Origin of the sequence: Nocardiopsis xinjiangensis YIM 90004 (assembly GCF_000341145.1) — a bacterium.
In the GTDB taxonomy this organism is placed as follows: Bacteria; Actinomycetota; Actinomycetes; order Streptosporangiales; family Streptosporangiaceae; genus Nocardiopsis; species Nocardiopsis xinjiangensis.
Genome location: NZ_ANBE01000038.1, coordinates 104,685 through 119,588 on the forward strand (window position 1 = coordinate 104,685; position 14,904 = coordinate 119,588).

Annotated in this window: 8 protein-coding genes and 1 pseudogene; 3 read left to right on the forward strand and 6 right to left on the reverse strand. The window is 70.7% G+C overall.

Going from position 1 to position 14,904, the window contains the following annotated elements:
* Positions 1-271: 271 nt before the first annotated feature.
* Genes D473_RS0118155 through D473_RS0118165 form a run of 3 tightly spaced genes read left to right on the forward strand, consistent with a single transcriptional unit; the run spans position 272 to position 7,475 of the window.
* A complete protein-coding gene (locus tag D473_RS0118155) occupies positions 272-1,789 on the forward strand; it encodes a TIGR02677 family protein (RefSeq protein ID WP_017610473.1) in 1,518 nt (505 codons plus the stop codon).
* On the forward strand, positions 1,789-3,219 hold the full coding sequence (locus D473_RS0118160; protein ID WP_017610474.1) for a DUF2398 family protein: 1,431 nt from the start codon (positions 1,789-1,791) through the stop codon (positions 3,217-3,219). The genes D473_RS0118155 and D473_RS0118160 overlap by 1 nt, the downstream gene beginning before the upstream one ends.
* Positions 3,216-7,475, forward strand: a complete 4,260-nt coding sequence (locus tag D473_RS0118165; protein ID WP_017610475.1) for a TIGR02680 family protein — start codon at positions 3,216-3,218, stop codon at positions 7,473-7,475. Before D473_RS0118160 ends, D473_RS0118165 begins: the two co-directional genes overlap by 4 nt.
* Positions 7,476-8,116: 641 nt before the next feature.
* Here the strand turns inward: D473_RS0118165 and D473_RS0118170 are convergent.
* From D473_RS0118170 to D473_RS0118195, 6 genes and pseudogenes are all read right to left on the reverse strand, one after another.
* Positions 8,117-9,469 (reverse strand): annotated as a pseudogene (locus D473_RS0118170) (nucleobase:cation symporter-2 family protein); the annotation flags it as partial.
* A gap of 246 nt (positions 9,470-9,715) precedes the next feature.
* Entirely contained in the window at positions 9,716-10,531 is an 816-nt protein-coding gene (locus D473_RS0118175) for a cytochrome c oxidase assembly protein (protein ID WP_051043133.1), read from the reverse strand.
* 2 nt (positions 10,532-10,533) lie between these two features.
* Positions 10,534-11,022: a DUF2243 domain-containing protein gene (locus D473_RS0118180; protein ID WP_017610478.1), complete on the reverse strand. Its 489-nt coding sequence runs from the start codon at positions 11,020-11,022 to the stop codon at positions 10,534-10,536.
* A gap of 127 nt (positions 11,023-11,149) precedes the next feature.
* Positions 11,150-12,211 carry a class I mannose-6-phosphate isomerase gene (locus D473_RS0118185; protein ID WP_017610479.1) on the reverse strand — a complete coding sequence of 354 codons (1,062 nt, stop codon included), beginning with the start codon at positions 12,209-12,211 and terminating at the stop codon, positions 11,150-11,152.
* 11 nt (positions 12,212-12,222) lie between these two features.
* Complete coding sequence (locus D473_RS0118190) at positions 12,223-13,065, reverse strand: SDR family oxidoreductase (RefSeq protein ID WP_026127075.1); 843 nt, start codon at positions 13,063-13,065, stop codon at positions 12,223-12,225.
* Positions 13,066-13,564: 499 nt separating this feature from the next.
* On the reverse strand, positions 13,565-14,662 hold the full coding sequence (locus tag D473_RS0118195; RefSeq protein WP_026127076.1) for a fatty acid desaturase family protein: 1,098 nt from the start codon (positions 14,660-14,662) through the stop codon (positions 13,565-13,567).
* Between the last annotated feature and the right edge of the window lie 242 nt (positions 14,663-14,904).

Below are 14,904 nucleotides of genomic sequence, written 5' to 3' on the forward strand. Positions count from 1 at the left end.
CCCGCTTGCGCCGCCGTCCCACTACGCTCCTCCTCACGCTCGCCGGTCCGTCGGGAGCATACTCCTGCGACGGAAAAGCCCGCATGGCGGGTGGAACGGACATGTGCCCCACCCCACCGCACCCCCTTCGCCCGAGTCGGATCCGGCCACCCCGCGACGCTGTCAGAATGGGATGGTCGCCGGCCGAGCCGGGTGGGGCGGGGGAGCGCCGCGGCCGCGACACCTTCGACGAACGTGCAACCGTGCATCCGGACAGAGACGGGGATGATCCGTGGCTGAGCGCAGGGCCCTGGACCTGGACGCGCTCGCGGTCAGCGACCGCTTCCGCCTGTTCAACTTCACCCGCCGCGACGACCACGTCACCTACCTGTGGATCCTGCGGGCCGTGGACCGCCTGCGCGAGGTCCACCAGGTGCAGGTGGGGGCCGAGGACGTGGCCGGTGCGCTGCGCGAGCTCGCCGGCTCCCGTGCCGAGGTCCCCGTCCCCGACCACGGCCTGCGCGACCGGCTGGACCAGCTCGCCGCCGACGGGATCGTGCACCGTTTCGACGACGCCTCCCGGGCCGGAAACCTGGCCAGCTACCGCAACCGCCAGTCCGTGTACCAGTTCAGCGAACTCGGGTACTGGGCCTACCAGTCCGTGGAGAGCCTGCTGGGAGCCCGGGTGGAGGACGTCAACCTCTCCCGGCTGGTCTTCTCCGACGTCCTGGAGGACCTGCGGGCGCTGGCCGAGGCCAACCGCACCGCACAGGGCGAGGACGTCTACCGGCGCCTGTCCCGCCTGGACTCGGCCATGGAGGACATGGGACGGCGCTCCGCCCAGTTCCACGTCACCCTGGGGGAGATCCTGCGCTCAACGGAGGCCTCCCCGGAGGTCTTCCTGCGCCACAAGAACGCCCTGCTCGTGCACATGTCCGACTTCATGGCCGAGCTGGACCGCTATCTGCCGCGCCTGGACACCGCCGTGCACGAGGTCGAGGCCACCGGTCTGGCCACCCTGCTCTCCCGCGCCGCCGAGGCCGACGAACGCCTGTTCATGGCACGCGAGGACCGCCTGGCGGACTGGCACCGCCGCTGGCAGGCCGTACGCGGCTGGTTCGCCTCCGACGGAACCGCACCCACCCGCGCCGCCGAACTCGGTTCCGCGACCCGCTCGGCCGTCTCCGGTGTCGTCGCCCTGCTGCGCCAGATCACCGACGCCCAACGCGGCGGCGTCAACCGCTCCACACAACTGCGCCACCTCGCCGAATGGGTCTTCGACGCCCCCGACGACGGCGCCGCGCACGCGCTCATGGGCGCGGCCTTCAACACCCGCTCGGCCCGCCACCTGGGCGTGGCCCACGAGGACGGCGAACAGATCTCGCCCAACACCACCTGGTGGGACGCCCCGGGCGTGGAAGTGTCGGTCACCCTTTTCCGCAGCGACCGCGCACCGACCACGGGTGTGCCCAAGCCGGTCCGGCGCAACCCCGGAGCCAAGGCCGCCCTGCGCGAGCAGCAGGCCGAGGCGCGTGCCGCCGAACGCCGCGCGGCCCAAGGGCTGGTCGAGGACGGCGCACACCGACGGGTCCTGGACGAGACCGACACCCGCATCCTGATGCGCCTGGTCACCAAGGCCCTGGAAGCGCGCGGCGGACCGATCAAGGGCAAGATGTCCTCCTCCGGCACCGACGGCGGCACCACCGTCCGCCTGGTGCACGATCCCCGCGGCAGCACCGTGCGCACCACCCGGGGCAGCATGCACCTGCCGGGCTTTCGACTGGAGATCCTCACCGGAAAGGGCTCATGATGGCACGCCGCCGCGGTCCCGCACGCCACGTCGACCCCGCCGACCTGGGCACCTACCAGCAGGCGGTACGCCGCGTGCTCACCTGCGACCTCATCACCGCCACCCGGCCCCGCCCCGGGACCCTCGACCAGGTGCTGCGCTGGGCCGACCACATGGCCGAGGACCTGCGTACCCTGTTCGGCCACACCCTCATCGCCACCACCGACCACGTCCGCCTGGTGCGCGAGATCGACGAACTCGACCCGACCCAGCGCCAGGTCTTCTCCCGCAAGGGCCGGCCCTTCGACCGGCGCCGGCTCGCCTACCTGTGCCTGATGCTGGCGACCTTCCAACGTTCCCAGATCGAGATCAGCCTCGGGGACCTGGTCGCCCAGTTCACCCCCGCCGCCAACGCCGTCGACGGCCTGGGATACGACCCGACCGACTCCGCGCACAAGTCCGCGCTCGTGGACGCCGCCCACTGGCTCCTGGAAAGAGGAGCCCTGCACCTGTCCGACGGTTCGCTGGAGGCCTGGGCCCGCGGCCAGGGCCAGGCCGACGCCCTCTTCGACATCGACCACGAGCTCTGCGAGATCCTCTTCCGCCCCGCTCGGCCGGTCCAGCACCTGGGCAGCGTCGCCGGGCTGCTCAGTGACCCGGTGAAGGAGGGCGCCGACCGCGAACGCGCCGCCCGCCGTGCCCGGCGCCTGCTCGTCGAACACCCCGTCGTCCACTACGCCGACCTCGACCCCGAGGTCGCCGCGGCCCTGCGCACCAAGGGACCGGCCGAGGACGTGGCCCGCATGACCGGACTGGTGGTCGAACGCCGCGCCGAGGGGGTCCTGCTGGCCGACCCCACCGGGCTCTTCACCGACCGCCCCTTCCCCGGACGCGGCGGCGCCGTCACCCGCACCGCCGGACTGCTGCTGGCCAAGATCGCCGACCTGTTCGAGACCTCGTGGGCGGCACTGACCCACATGGACGTGCCCGGCCCCGCTCAGGAGCACGCCGAACTCGTCGCGCAGGTCGATGCCGGGCTGCCCCTGCACGGCGTGGTCGGCGAACTCGCCTGGACCGGACACGAGGAACCCGCACCCGCCCCGGCCGGGCCCGCCCGCAACGCGCCCCTGGTCGAACGTGAACGCCTGGAAGGAATGGTCGCCGACCTGTTCACCGAGTTCGGCCCCGCCTCCTTCACCAACACCTGGCAACAGGACCCGCACGGCCTGCTGGACGCCGCCCTCGTCCTGCTGTGCGACCTGCGCCTGGTGCACGCCGTGCCCGGCGGGATCCTGGTCATGCCCCAGGCCCTGCGCTACCGCAACATCCAGGGCGCCCTGCCCGAACGCCCCGACACCGGGATGCTCCCCCTCGGGCCCCTCGACCAGGCGCACCCGGCCCCCGAACACGACGCAGCCGACGCGCACCAGACCGAAGGAACCACCCCATGAGCCGCAGGAGCGACCGCTTCCAACCCAGCCGCGCAGGCATCATCAACGTCTGGGACTACGTCGACGAGGAGTTCGCCTTCGCCGACGGCAGGCTCGTCCTGCGCGGGCACAACGGCTCGGGCAAGACCAAGGCGCTGGAAGTGCTGTTCCCCTTCATCCTGGACGGCTACACCGACGCCCGCCGGCTCGACCCCTTCAGCGGCCAGAACCGCACGATGAAGTCCAACCTGCTCTACCGGGGCGACGAGTCCGCTTACGGCTACGTGTGGATGGAGTTCGCCCGCGCCCCCCTCGAGGCCGGCCCCGCCCCCGAGACCGTCACCCTCGTCATCGGACTGCGCGCCCACAAGCACCGCGACGGGGTCACCCCCTCCTTCTTCGTCACCGACCGGCGCATGGGTGTGGACTTCGGACTGCTGGCCTCCGACGGGCGCCCGCTCACCGAACGCCAACTCAAGGCCGCCCTGGGCGAGCACAGCCACCACACCTCGGCCGGGGACTACCGCAAGGCCGTCGACGCCGCCCTGTTCGGCCTCGGCGACCGCTACATCCAACTCCTCGACCTGCTGTTGGCCCTGCGCCGGCCCCTGCTGGCCAAGGACCTGGACCCGGAGAAGGTCTCCGAGACCCTCACCAGCGGCCTGAGCCCCGTCGACGAGACCCTCATCGAACAGGCCGCCCGCGACTTCGCCAACCTCGCCGCCGTCCAACGGCGCTTCGACAGCGCAAGCACCGCGCACGAGTCCGCGCAGACCTTCACCGCCCAGTACGCCGACTACCTCACCACCAACGCCCGCCACCGCATCCAACGCGTCGACGGGGCCACCGAGCAGGCCGCCGAGTACGCCGGCACCGTCACCGAGGCCGCCGCCGAACACGACCGAGCCACCCTGGCCCGCGAACAGGCCCGCACCCGTGTGGAGGAACTCGACGGACGGCTCGCCGAGACCTCCGCCCGCATCAAGGCCCTCGAGGCCGACGAGGCGCTGCGCGACCACGCCGCTCTCCGCCGGCGCCGCGAGAACGCGGAGAACCAGGGCCGCCAGCTCGCCGCCCAGGCAGCGCGCATCGACAACCAGGCCCAGGAGGTCGGCCACCTGCGCACCGAGGCCGAACGGGTGGCCGAACGCATCGAACACGACCACGCCACCGCCCGCCGCCTGTCCAGCAACCTCGTCGAAGCGGCCGAACGGGCCGGCCTCGGCCACGACGCCGAAGGGCCCCTGGACACTGGCGAGGACCTGACCACCACCGCACACGCCCGCGCCGCCGCACGCCAGGACGACGTGAGCGCCGTCAGCGCGCAACTCGACGACCTGGAGGCCGCCGAGTCCGCCCGGCAGCGCGCCGAGGCCGACAGCACACGCGCCCAGGACACGCTCGAGCAACACGAACACTCCTGCGAACGCGCCCAGACCGAGCTCACCGAACTGCGCGCCACCACCGCCCAGGACGTCCGCGCCTGGCACGAGCGCTGGGAGCTGGCCGAGCGCGCCTGCCTGGACGCTCTCCTGGAATCGGTCGAGCGCTTCGGTGAACCCGGCACCCCGACCCTGGCCGAGGTCCTGAGCGAGCACGCCCACCACGACCAGCTCCAGCTCGCCGCCCGGGCACAGAGCCTGCAGACCGAGGAGGCCGAGGCCGAACGGGAACTGCGGCGCCTGCACACCGAACGCGGGGACATCGCCGCCGAACGCGACGACGCGCCCCCGGCCGACCCGCTGCGTTCGGCCCCGCGCTCCGACCGCCGGGGCGCCGCCCTGTGGGAGCTGGTGCGCTTCGCCGAGGGCCTGGACGAGAACGAGGCCGCAGGGATCGAAGGCGCCCTGCAGGCCGCCGGGCTCCTGACCGCCTGGATCCACCCCGACCCGGAACTCACCCGCGCCGCGCTCGGGGACCCCGACAGCGACGCCTACCTGCTTCCCGCCCGCACCCCGCACCAGGGCCCCACCCTGGCCGAGGTCCTGGTGCCCGAGGAACAGGACCACGTTCCGGCCGAGGCCGTCACCGCGATCCTGCGCGGCCTGCCCTACCACCGCCCGGCCGAGCGCGCCGGGAACAGCGGAGCGGAGGAGGGCCACGACACCGACACGGCCACCACCGACACCGGCGTGCTCGCCCACGGGGGCATCGACGCCCGCTCCCGCTTCGGCTCGGGCGTGCTCGCGGGCGCACACCCCAAACCCGCCGCCGAGTTCATCGGGGCCACCAACCGCGCCCACCGCCGCCGCGAACGCCTCGCCGATTGCGACACGCGCCTCGAGGAACTCACCGCACACCACGCGCACCTGCAACGCGACCTCGCACGGGTCCGGGACCAGCAGAAGGACCACGAGCGCGCCCGCACCGACCTTCCCGACCCCACCCCCGTCGCCCAGGCCGTACGCGCGGTCGAACACCGCTCCACCCTCGTGGCGTCCGCACGCACCACCGCAGAGGACCGGCGCCGGGAACTGGATGCGGCCGTGGCCCGCGTGGACGCCCGACGCCGCCGGGTGCGTACCGCGGCCGCCGAACGCGCCATGCCCTCCGACCGCCCCGGCGTGGAAGCCGTCGCCACGGCCGTGGCCGAGTTCGCCGACACCGCCAAGGCCCTGCACACCGCACGTACCGACGCCGCCGAGTACGAGCGCGACCTCACCGCGCGGCGCGAGACCGTCGGCCGCCTCACCGCCGGCCTGGAGGGAGAACAGGCCGACCTGGCCCAGCAGCGCACCGCCCACGAGGAGGAACTGGCCGAACTGGCGGCCCTGGAGGAGGCCATCGACGCCCCCGTGCGCGACCTGCTGGCCCGGCTGGAGGAGACCCGTGCCGAGCACGGCGCACTCGGCCGTGAACGCGCGAGCACCCACCGCACCGCCGAGACCGAGAACGAACACGCCATCCGCGCCGACACCAAACGCGAGCAGGGCAGGCAAGCACTGACGATGGCGCTGGGCCGGCTCCAGGACTCCGTGGAGGGGCTCGCCGAGTTCACCCAACCCGGCCTGCGCGCGGTCATGGGTGTCGAACCCGCCACGGCCTGGCCCGACCGCAGCACCTGGCCCACCCCCGAACAGGCCGCCCAGGACATCCTCACCGGAACCGCCCCCACCGTCCACGACACCCTCCCCGAAGAGGTCGCCGCCCTGCTGGAGGCCTTCACCGAGGCGCTGCGGGGGGTGCCCGAGACCAGCGAGAGCGACGTCAAGAGCGCCGCCGGGCGCATGTCCCAGGCGCTGCGCACCTTCCAGGAGGCCCTGGGCGCCGACACCGAGGGCTACCGCGTGGACCACGAGGTGGGGCCCACCGGCGTCATCACCGTCTTCGTCAACGACGAGTCCGGCCGCAGCCCCGTCTCCGCCTTCGCCCGCACCATCGCCGACCGGGTCGAGGAACAGGGCGCCCTGCTGCGCGAGGAGGAACGCCAGGTCCTGGAGGATGAGCTCCTCGGCGGGATCGCCCAGCAGATCCACGACCGGGTGCGCGGCGCCAAGGCCCTGGTGCGGGAGATGGACCGCGACACCCGGGCCCGGCCCATGTCCTCCGGGACCCGCATCGGTATCCGCTGGGCGCGCTCGGACGGGCTCAACGACCGCGAGAACCTCGCCGCCCAGCTCCTCAAACGCGACGAGGCGGGGCTGGGCCCCTCCGGCCTGGCCGAACTGCGCACGGTGTTGCGGGACCTGATCCGTGACCACCACGCCGCCCACCCCCGCGCCAGCTACAAGCAGGTGCTCGGCGCGGTCCTGGACTACCGCGAGTGGTACCGCTTCGAACTGCGCCTCGCGGTCCCGGGCCAGGAGGAGGTCAAGCTGACCAAGAACAAACACGAGCAGATGTCGGGCGGGGAGAAGTCCGCCGCCATCCACCTGCCGCTGTTCGCCGCGGCCAACGCCCTGTACTCCTCGGCCCGCGCCACCTGCCCGCGCGTGGTGGCCCTGGACGAGGCCTTCGCCGGCATCGACGACCGCTACAAACCCGAACTCATGGGTCTGACGGTCACCTTCGACCTCGACATGTTCATGACCGGCCACGACCTGTGGGTGTACTACGAGAGCGTGCCCATGGCCGCCCACTACGACATGCACCACGACAAGGGCACACACACCGTCTCGGCCATGCTCATGCTCTGGGACGGTCAGCAGACCGTCGACTCCGGCGCCGGGTTCGCCGGGAACGAGGAACTGGCCGCCGAACTCCTGGGCCTGACCCCGAGCCGGTTCGTGCCCCAGTCCACCGAGGGCACCCTCCTGGCCGAGGCCGAGGAGGCCTGAACACACCTCGGACCGGGCCCGCCGGACACACCTCGGTTCACCGTTGACCGGGCTGAGCGCGTCGGAAAACATGGCGATGAAGCCGCACGCCGACGCTCTGCTGCCGACGGGCGGGTCCGCCCCGGGGGACGGTGCGGGACCGAGCTCGGCATCGCGAGAAGGGGACCAGAGATGGCATCGAACACCGCTTCCGCGCCTCCCACGACCCCGGTCCGCACCGTGGCCCGATTCGTGTTGTCCGGGGCGCTGGTGTTCGCCGGGACGAGCCACCTCTTCTGGGGACGCAAAGCCTTCCGGGCTCAGGTCCCGGACTCGGTGCCCATGGACAAGGACGGTGTCGTCATGGCCTCGGGCGGTGTCGAGATCGTGCTCGGCACCGGGCTCGCGGTCCTGCCGCGCGACCGTGTCCGCATCGGGCGGATCATCGCGGCCTTCTTCGTCGCCGTCTTCCCCGGGAACGTCGCCCAATACCTCGGCCGAAGGGATGCGTTCGCCCTCGACACCGACCTGCGACGGCTCGTGCGCTTGTTGTTCCAACCCCTCCTGGTCGCCTGGGCCCTGTGGTCCACGGCTGTTCCGAAGCGCAAGCGTTGAACAGCAGGACCTGTCGTCGACGTCCTCCGTGCGCGTGCCTGACCGTGGTCAGCCGCGGGTGGAGGGGGCCGGCCCGCTCTTCCGGCCNACACGTTGAGCACCAGCGCCGAGGCGGTCGCCGTCACGATGCCCGAGGCCAGCAGCATCGTGATCTCCTCGGGCAGCACCTCGAAGAAGCCCGGCGAGGCGATCGAGACGATGCCCAGGCCCAGGGAGACGGCCACGATGACCATGTTGTGGTTGCCCTTGTAGTCGACCTGCCCCAAGGTCTGCACACCGGCGGCGGCCACCGACCCGAACAACACCAGGCCCGCTCCTCCCAGCACGGGGGAGGGGATCATCGCCACGACCTGGCTCAGCGCCGGGAACAGGCTCATCAGGATCAGGAACAGGCCGCTGACGGCCACCACGTAGCGGCTCTTGACCTTGTTCAGCGCGATGAGGCCGATGTTCTGGCTGAAGGTACTGGCCGGGAAGGTGTTCAGCAGTGGCCCCACCAGCGCGGTGGCGGCGTCGGCGCGCAACCCGTCGGCCATCCGGCGGCCGTCGACCTCGGTGCCCACGACCTTGCTCATCGCGAGGATGTCGGCCACACCCTCGGCCATGATCGCGATCATCACGATGCACATGGTGATGATCGCGGCGACCGGGAACTCGGGCAGCCCGAAGTGGAAGGGCTCGGCGAAGGAGACCACGGGACCCTCACCGACCGTGGAGAAGTCGACCCGGCCGAACGGGATCGCCAGGAGGGTCCCCAGCACCAGTCCGAGCAGGATCGATGCGCGGTTCCACACCCCGGGCAGGACCTTGGTCAGCACCAGGGTGATGGCGAGCGTGGCCGCGGCCAGCCCCAGGCCGGTGCCGGTGGGCACACCCGAGGGATCGTCGTCGGCGATCCACCCCACGGCCACGGGGACCAGCGTGATGCCGATGACGGTGATGACGCTGCCGGTCACCACCGGAGGGAAGAAGCGCAGCAGGGAGGAGACGAAGGGTGCCACGAGGATGCCGAAGAGCCCGGCCACCATCGAGGCGCCGAAGACCGCGGTCAGGCCGCTCTGGTCGGCGATGGCCGTCATCGCCGTCACCGGGGTGAAGGAGGCGCCGATGACCATGGGCACCCGGGCGCCGAACCGCCACACACCCAGGGTCTGCAGCAGTGTCGCCAGGCCGCTGATCAGCAGGGCGGCGCTGAGGATCAGGGTGGTCTCGGACGGGTCCAGACCCACCGCGGTGGCCATCACCAGCGGGGGAGCGATGACGCCGGCGTAGAGCGCCAGCACGTGCTGGAACCCGTACAGGGCCATCAGGTGGGCCGGTGGTCTCTCGTCCTCGGGACGTTCGGCCTCGTGTTCGCGCGGCGTGGTCCCGGCGCCACGCTCACCCCGGAGGAACTTCATCGGCGGGCCTTCCACGAACGGTGCGGTGCGCCCCCGAAGGGCGAGCGCTGGAGCACCCAAATCATCGGATGCTCCAACTCCGATACGCAAATCGAATGAACTGATTGGAGGAAAACACGGCAACGTCAGGTGTTCGGCGGGTGGCCGTTCGTGAGGGGGCGGGCGGGGGAACGGTGTGCGGATTCGCCGGAGCGGCGGTGTTTCCCGCTTCCTCGCGGAGCACTCGTGTGACCGGGGCCTCATCGATCAGGGCACCTGTGGCCGCGCGTTCCCGTGAGCGGACTCACGTCCGCGCTTCGGCAGGAGCCAGGGGCGGCACACCAGGAAGATCAAGGCGATCTCCACCGGGGCCCCCGCGTAATACATCAGCTCGGCCCCCGCCCGTGCCTGTTCGACGGGAACCCCTTCGGGAGGGAAGGCGTAGATCGTCTTGGCGAGGATGTTGTGCGCGGCGATCCCCAGAATCAGGGCCGCCGCACGCCAGGGCGGTGAGCGGCGGTGCGGAGCCGGGTCGGGCCCGCCCAGAACCGCGAAGGTGAACAAGTACCCGGCGGCCAACACGTGCGCGTGGACCAGCACGTGCAGGAGCGGATCGGTGTGTGTGGCCTCGTACAGTCCGCCCCGGTACAGGATCCACAACCCACCGATGTTGAGGACCCCCGCCACGAACGGGTCGGTCGCCACCGCCATCGGCGGCGAGGACAACAACCGGCCCAGTGCACGCCCCTTTCGGACCGGCAGGATCCGCAGGGCCAGGGTGGCCGGGGCCGCCAGGACCAGCAGGAGCGGACCCGCCATACCCAGCAGCACATGCCCGGCCATGTGGACGGTGAAATCGTGGTGGGCGCGCTCGGCCAGGGGACCGGCCAGGGCCGCGCCCACGGACAGGCAACCGCACACCCACGCCGCCGTACGCCGGGCCGGCCACGTGGTCCCTCGTCTGTGCAGTACCAGGGTCCCGGCCAGGTAGGCCGCCAGGGCAGCGCCCAGCAGCGCCGCCGTCACCCACGGGCCCGACACGAGCAGGCCCGTTCCCGGGTCGTGGTGTCCGTGCTCGTCCATGCTCAGGCCGGGGCGGGTTCGGTGCGCCGGCCCGCGCGCCGCGCGGTCACGGTCCACAGCACGAGGCCCGCCACGAGCAGGACCGCGGCGATGGCGTTCCACGCCACGTCGTAGGGCAACAGGTCCACCCCGTAGCGGATCTGGTGGAGGCCCAACACCTTGTGCTGGACCAGTCCGTCGTAGAGCTGGAAGAACCCGGCTCCGGTGAGCCATCCCGCCGCGAAGGCCAGGCCCCAGAAGGTGCGTTCGCGGTACAACCCGGCCACCATCAGCAACGACGCGACGGTGGCGAACCAGCTGAAGGCGTGGAAGAGCCCGTCCGAGACCAGCCCCAGCCCGGAGGAGCCCAGGTCGTAGAAGTGGTGCCAGTGCAGAAGCTGGTGGAAGACCGCCTCGTCGATGAAGGCGACCGTGCCCAGACCGAGCAGGACGCCCGCGGTCAGGTTCCGGCCGTGGCGTGCCCCCGGGCCTGTTCGCGGCGGTGCGGACATCGGTTCCCCCTGACCCCGTGCTTCGCCCTCGCCGAGCCTTGTGCGTGTGGCTGCCCCCGGCCCGTCGGCGGAAAACCCGGGGCCGCGGATCCGCGCGCGGGCCCCTGGCCGGGCCGGGCGCCGGTGCTCACACGCCCTCGCCCAGGGCGGAGACGACCTCGGGGGAGTAACCGGCGGCGATCAGCGGGTCCCGCACGTCCAGAGCCAGGTCGGGCAGATAGCCGAACAGCACGTCCGCCGGCCCCGGGATCTGTACCTGCCCCATCACCGCGGGCAGCAACAGGCTCTGGCCCCGGCCCAGCTCCTCACTCCGGCCGTGGGCGCTCACCTGGACGGGCGGGCCCACGTTGGTGAGGATCTGCGCGGTGGAGAAGGAACGCCGCAAGGGTTCTGCGGTCCCGGCCCGCCACCGTTCCAGAGCGAAGTACGGTCCGGCACAGCAGAACACGCGGTCCACGCCGTCACCGACGCCGATCCTCAACCCGGTGTGGAAATCCGGCCTGGAGTCCAACCGGGCCTCGGCCATCAGAGCCTCCAGGTTGGAGCGCCACTGCTGCTCACCGACCGGTGAGCCGTCCTCCATGTTCCAGCGCATCGCGTGTTGCTGGACGTCGGAGGTCTGCTCGATCTCATAGACCAGGGTCCGGGGGCCGAAGCTGTGCAGGGTCCCTCCCGGCACGTAGATGGTCTCCCCGGCGCGTACGGGCAGCCGGCGCAGCACCGAGTCGAAGTCCTGGGCCACCAGCGCCCTGTGGAGCTGGTCCCGGTCGACCCCTTCGCGCACACCGCACAGGGCGGTGGCGCCGGGGTCGGCCTGCAGAATGTGCCATGCCTCGGTCTTGCCGATGGCCTGGTTCTCCACTCGGGCAGCAGTGGCGTCGTCGGCGTGCAGGTGCACGGGGAGCGAGCCCTCGGCGTCGATGAACTTCGTGAGCAGCGGGAAGAACGCACCACGCCACCCGCGCCCCATCAGCTCCTGCGGGAACTCCTCCGCCAACGAGCGCAAGGACCGGCCCGCCAAAGGTCCCCTGATCACCGCACTGCCGTTGCCTTCGACGTCGCTGGCCTCCCACGTCTCGGCGACGGCCCAGTCGGGAAGACCCTCCCGCCCCAGCCTGCGCGCGATGGAGCGGCCGCCGAAGACCAGCGGCCGTATCGGGGCGGTCAACCTGAGCGGACGCCGCTCCATGCCTGCCTCCCTCACAGCATCGGTTGGCCACCGGTGACCGCGATGGTGGCGCCGGAGACGTAGCTGGCCTCGTCCGAGGCGAGCATCACGTACACGGGCGCCAGTTCGGCGGGTTGTCCGGGACGCCCCATCGGGACCTGGGCGCCGAAGTCCTCGACCTGCTCAGCGGGCATGGTCGAGGGGATCAACGGGGTCCAGACCGGCCCGGGTGCCACGGCGTTGGCACGGATGCCCTTCTCCGCCAACATCCGTGCCAGAGAGCCCACCATGTTGACGATGCCGGCCTTGGTGACGTTGTAGGGCAGCAGGAACGGCGGCGGCATGTCCTCGTTGACCGAGGTCGAGCCGATGATGGCCGATCCCGGCCGCATGTGCGGCACCGCCGCTTTGCAGAGGTGGAAGAACGCACTGAGGTTGGTCGCCAGGTTGCGGTCCCATTCCTCGTCGGGGATGTCCTCCAGTGACCCCCGGACCATCTGTGTCGCCGCGTTGTTGACCAGCACGTCGATGCGGCCGAACTCCCGCACCGCTCGGTCGGCCACGGCCCGGCAGTGCGCAGGGTCGGCCAGATCGCCCGGTACGAGTACGGCCCGGCGGCCGGCTTCACGCACCGACCGCGCCGTTTCCTCGGCGTCCGGCTCTTCGTTCAGATAGCTGATGAGGACGTCGGCGCCTTCACGGGCGAAGGCGATGGCGACCGCACGTCCGATACCGCTGTCGGCACCCGTGATGAGGGCCGCTTTGCCGGTGAGGCGCCCCGACCCCCGGTACGACCTCTCCCCGTGGTCGGGCTCGGGCTCCATCGCCCCGGTCAGCCCTGGCGGGGCCTGTTGCTGAGCAGACGGCTTGATCATGTCTTCCCCCTCGAACGAAGTCCTCCTGCAAAACTACGGAAGGAATCGGGGAAGTCACGGAGGGAAAGAGGGGTTCCGGCAAAGATTGCCTTTGATCGAGGCGCTCAGGCCGGTCGAGGGCGACCGGAAACACGCCGAGGTGCTCTCAGCGGCTGGGAAATAGAAGGAAACCGACAAGCAAGGCGAAAAGCGCGCCCATGGATGGGCTGCCGCTCCCTGACACAGACGTGGAGCCCCAGGTAGAAGGCGAGGTGTCCAATCTCCGCCGGGCCACCATGAAAGGCTCCACGTGGTTTCCTGTACTGCCGTCCTCGACGTGGACCAGGCCACCGTTCGGCACCTGGCGGCCTTGCTGAACGCCGAACACCAGCGCCTCGGCACTCGCACGGTCACCGTCCTGACCTGCTGTGAACAAGCTACTGATCGAGAAGTCCTCGGAGGCGATCGTAGAGGTCGGCGAGTTCGACGACGGGTTCCGCCTGAACCCAGGTGCATCCGGTCAGGCTCGGTACTGTTGGATCAAGGGGCATTGGAAGGGGTCGCGTGCGCCGAGTCCCACCGCGTTGAGGTAGCGCACGACGATCCGGTAGGAGCGCCAGAGGCTGGTTTCGGTGTAGGGCACGTCGTGTTCGGCACAGTGTGTCTGCACGAGCGGTTTGACCCTCTTGAGGTTCGGCCGAGGCATGCTGGGGAACAGGTGATGCTCGATCTGGTAGTTCAGCCCGCCCATCATGAAGTCGGTGAACGCACCGCCACGGATGTTGCGTGACATCATGACCTGGCGACGCAAGAAGTCCACCTTCATGCCGGCAGGCACGAGCGGCATGCCCTTGTGATTCGGCGCGAACGCCCCACCCAGCAGCACCCCGAACAACGCCAACTGCAGTCCGACGAACGCGGCGGCCTTACCCACCGGTAGCATCGCCAGCAGCACCGCCACGTATCCGCCCAACCGTACGGCGATGAAGCCCAGTTCCACCCAGCGGTACCGGTCCGTTTTTTGCTGCAGCAGCGTTTGCACGCTCATGAGGTGTAGCTGGAGCCCCTCCAGAGTGAGCAGCGGGAAGAACGCCCAGCCCTGGTTACGGGTGAACCGCGCCGCGAAACCGGTCCTCGGTGCGGCCTGGGCCGGCGTGAACGCCAACACACCCGGCCCGATGTCCGGATCCCGCTCTTCCTGGTTGGGGGCGTTGTGGTGCTTGTTGTGTTTGCCCTTCCACCAGGTGTAGCTCAGTCCGGTGAACAACCCGGCGACCACCCGGGCCGCCCAGATGTTCCACCGCTTGGAGACGAACACTTGGTGGTGCGCCAAGTCGTGGCCGAGGAAGCCGAACTGGGCGCTGACCACGCCCAACACCGCAGCCGGAACGAGTTGCCACCACGTATCGCCGAGGAACGCCACGGCGACCCACACCAGCACGAACGCGATGGTCACCGCCGCGATGCGCGTCCAGTAGTAGCCGTAACGGCGGCGCAACAGCCCCTCCTGCCGCACCTTGCGCAACAACGCGGTGTAGCTGCTGACGTGCCGCTGTTGAGGAGAAAGTGTGGTGGAAGCAGCCGATGTGTCCGCCGATGTAGACCTGATTGTGGCCATGCTACGGTTTTTCCTCCCTGCCGGGCGTCCGGTACCGCGGGCGACACGGAGGAGTCCTGCGAACCCGGCCCCTGTTCTCGCGGTACTCGAAACCGCTTCGGTCGCGCCCTTTCTTGCTGTCCAGGGCGAAGCCCAACCGCCGATGGCCTGCTCTGACAATGCCCGAAACGGTGTGGACCGAAACACCGGTGGGAGAGAGCGAGGCCGCTTCCAGAACGAGGCTGTGGTGCCCCCGCTGTGCC

What these genes read in the sequence shown, in the direction of transcription:
- D473_RS0118165 (WP_017610475.1), top strand. Translation starts at nt 3,216, where the DNA reads ATGAGCCGCAGGAGCGACCGCTTCCAACCCAGCCGCGCAGGCATCATC.
- D473_RS0118185 (WP_017610479.1), bottom strand. Translation starts at nt 12,211, where the DNA reads ATGGAGCGGCGTCCGCTCAGGTTGACCGCCCCGATACGGCCGCTGGTC.
- D473_RS0118180 (WP_017610478.1), bottom strand. Translation starts at nt 11,022, where the DNA reads ATGTCCGCACCGCCGCGAACAGGCCCGGGGGCACGCCACGGCCGGAAC.
- D473_RS0118190 (WP_026127075.1), bottom strand. Translation starts at nt 13,065, where the DNA reads ATGATCAAGCCGTCTGCTCAGCAACAGGCCCCGCCAGGGCTGACCGGG.
- D473_RS0118175 (WP_051043133.1), bottom strand. Translation starts at nt 10,531, where the DNA reads ATGGACGAGCACGGACACCACGACCCGGGAACGGGCCTGCTCGTGTCG.
- D473_RS0118160 (WP_017610474.1), top strand. Translation starts at nt 1,789, where the DNA reads ATGGCACGCCGCCGCGGTCCCGCACGCCACGTCGACCCCGCCGACCTG.
- D473_RS0118195 (WP_026127076.1), bottom strand. Translation starts at nt 14,662, where the DNA reads ATGGCCACAATCAGGTCTACATCGGCGGACACATCGGCTGCTTCCACC.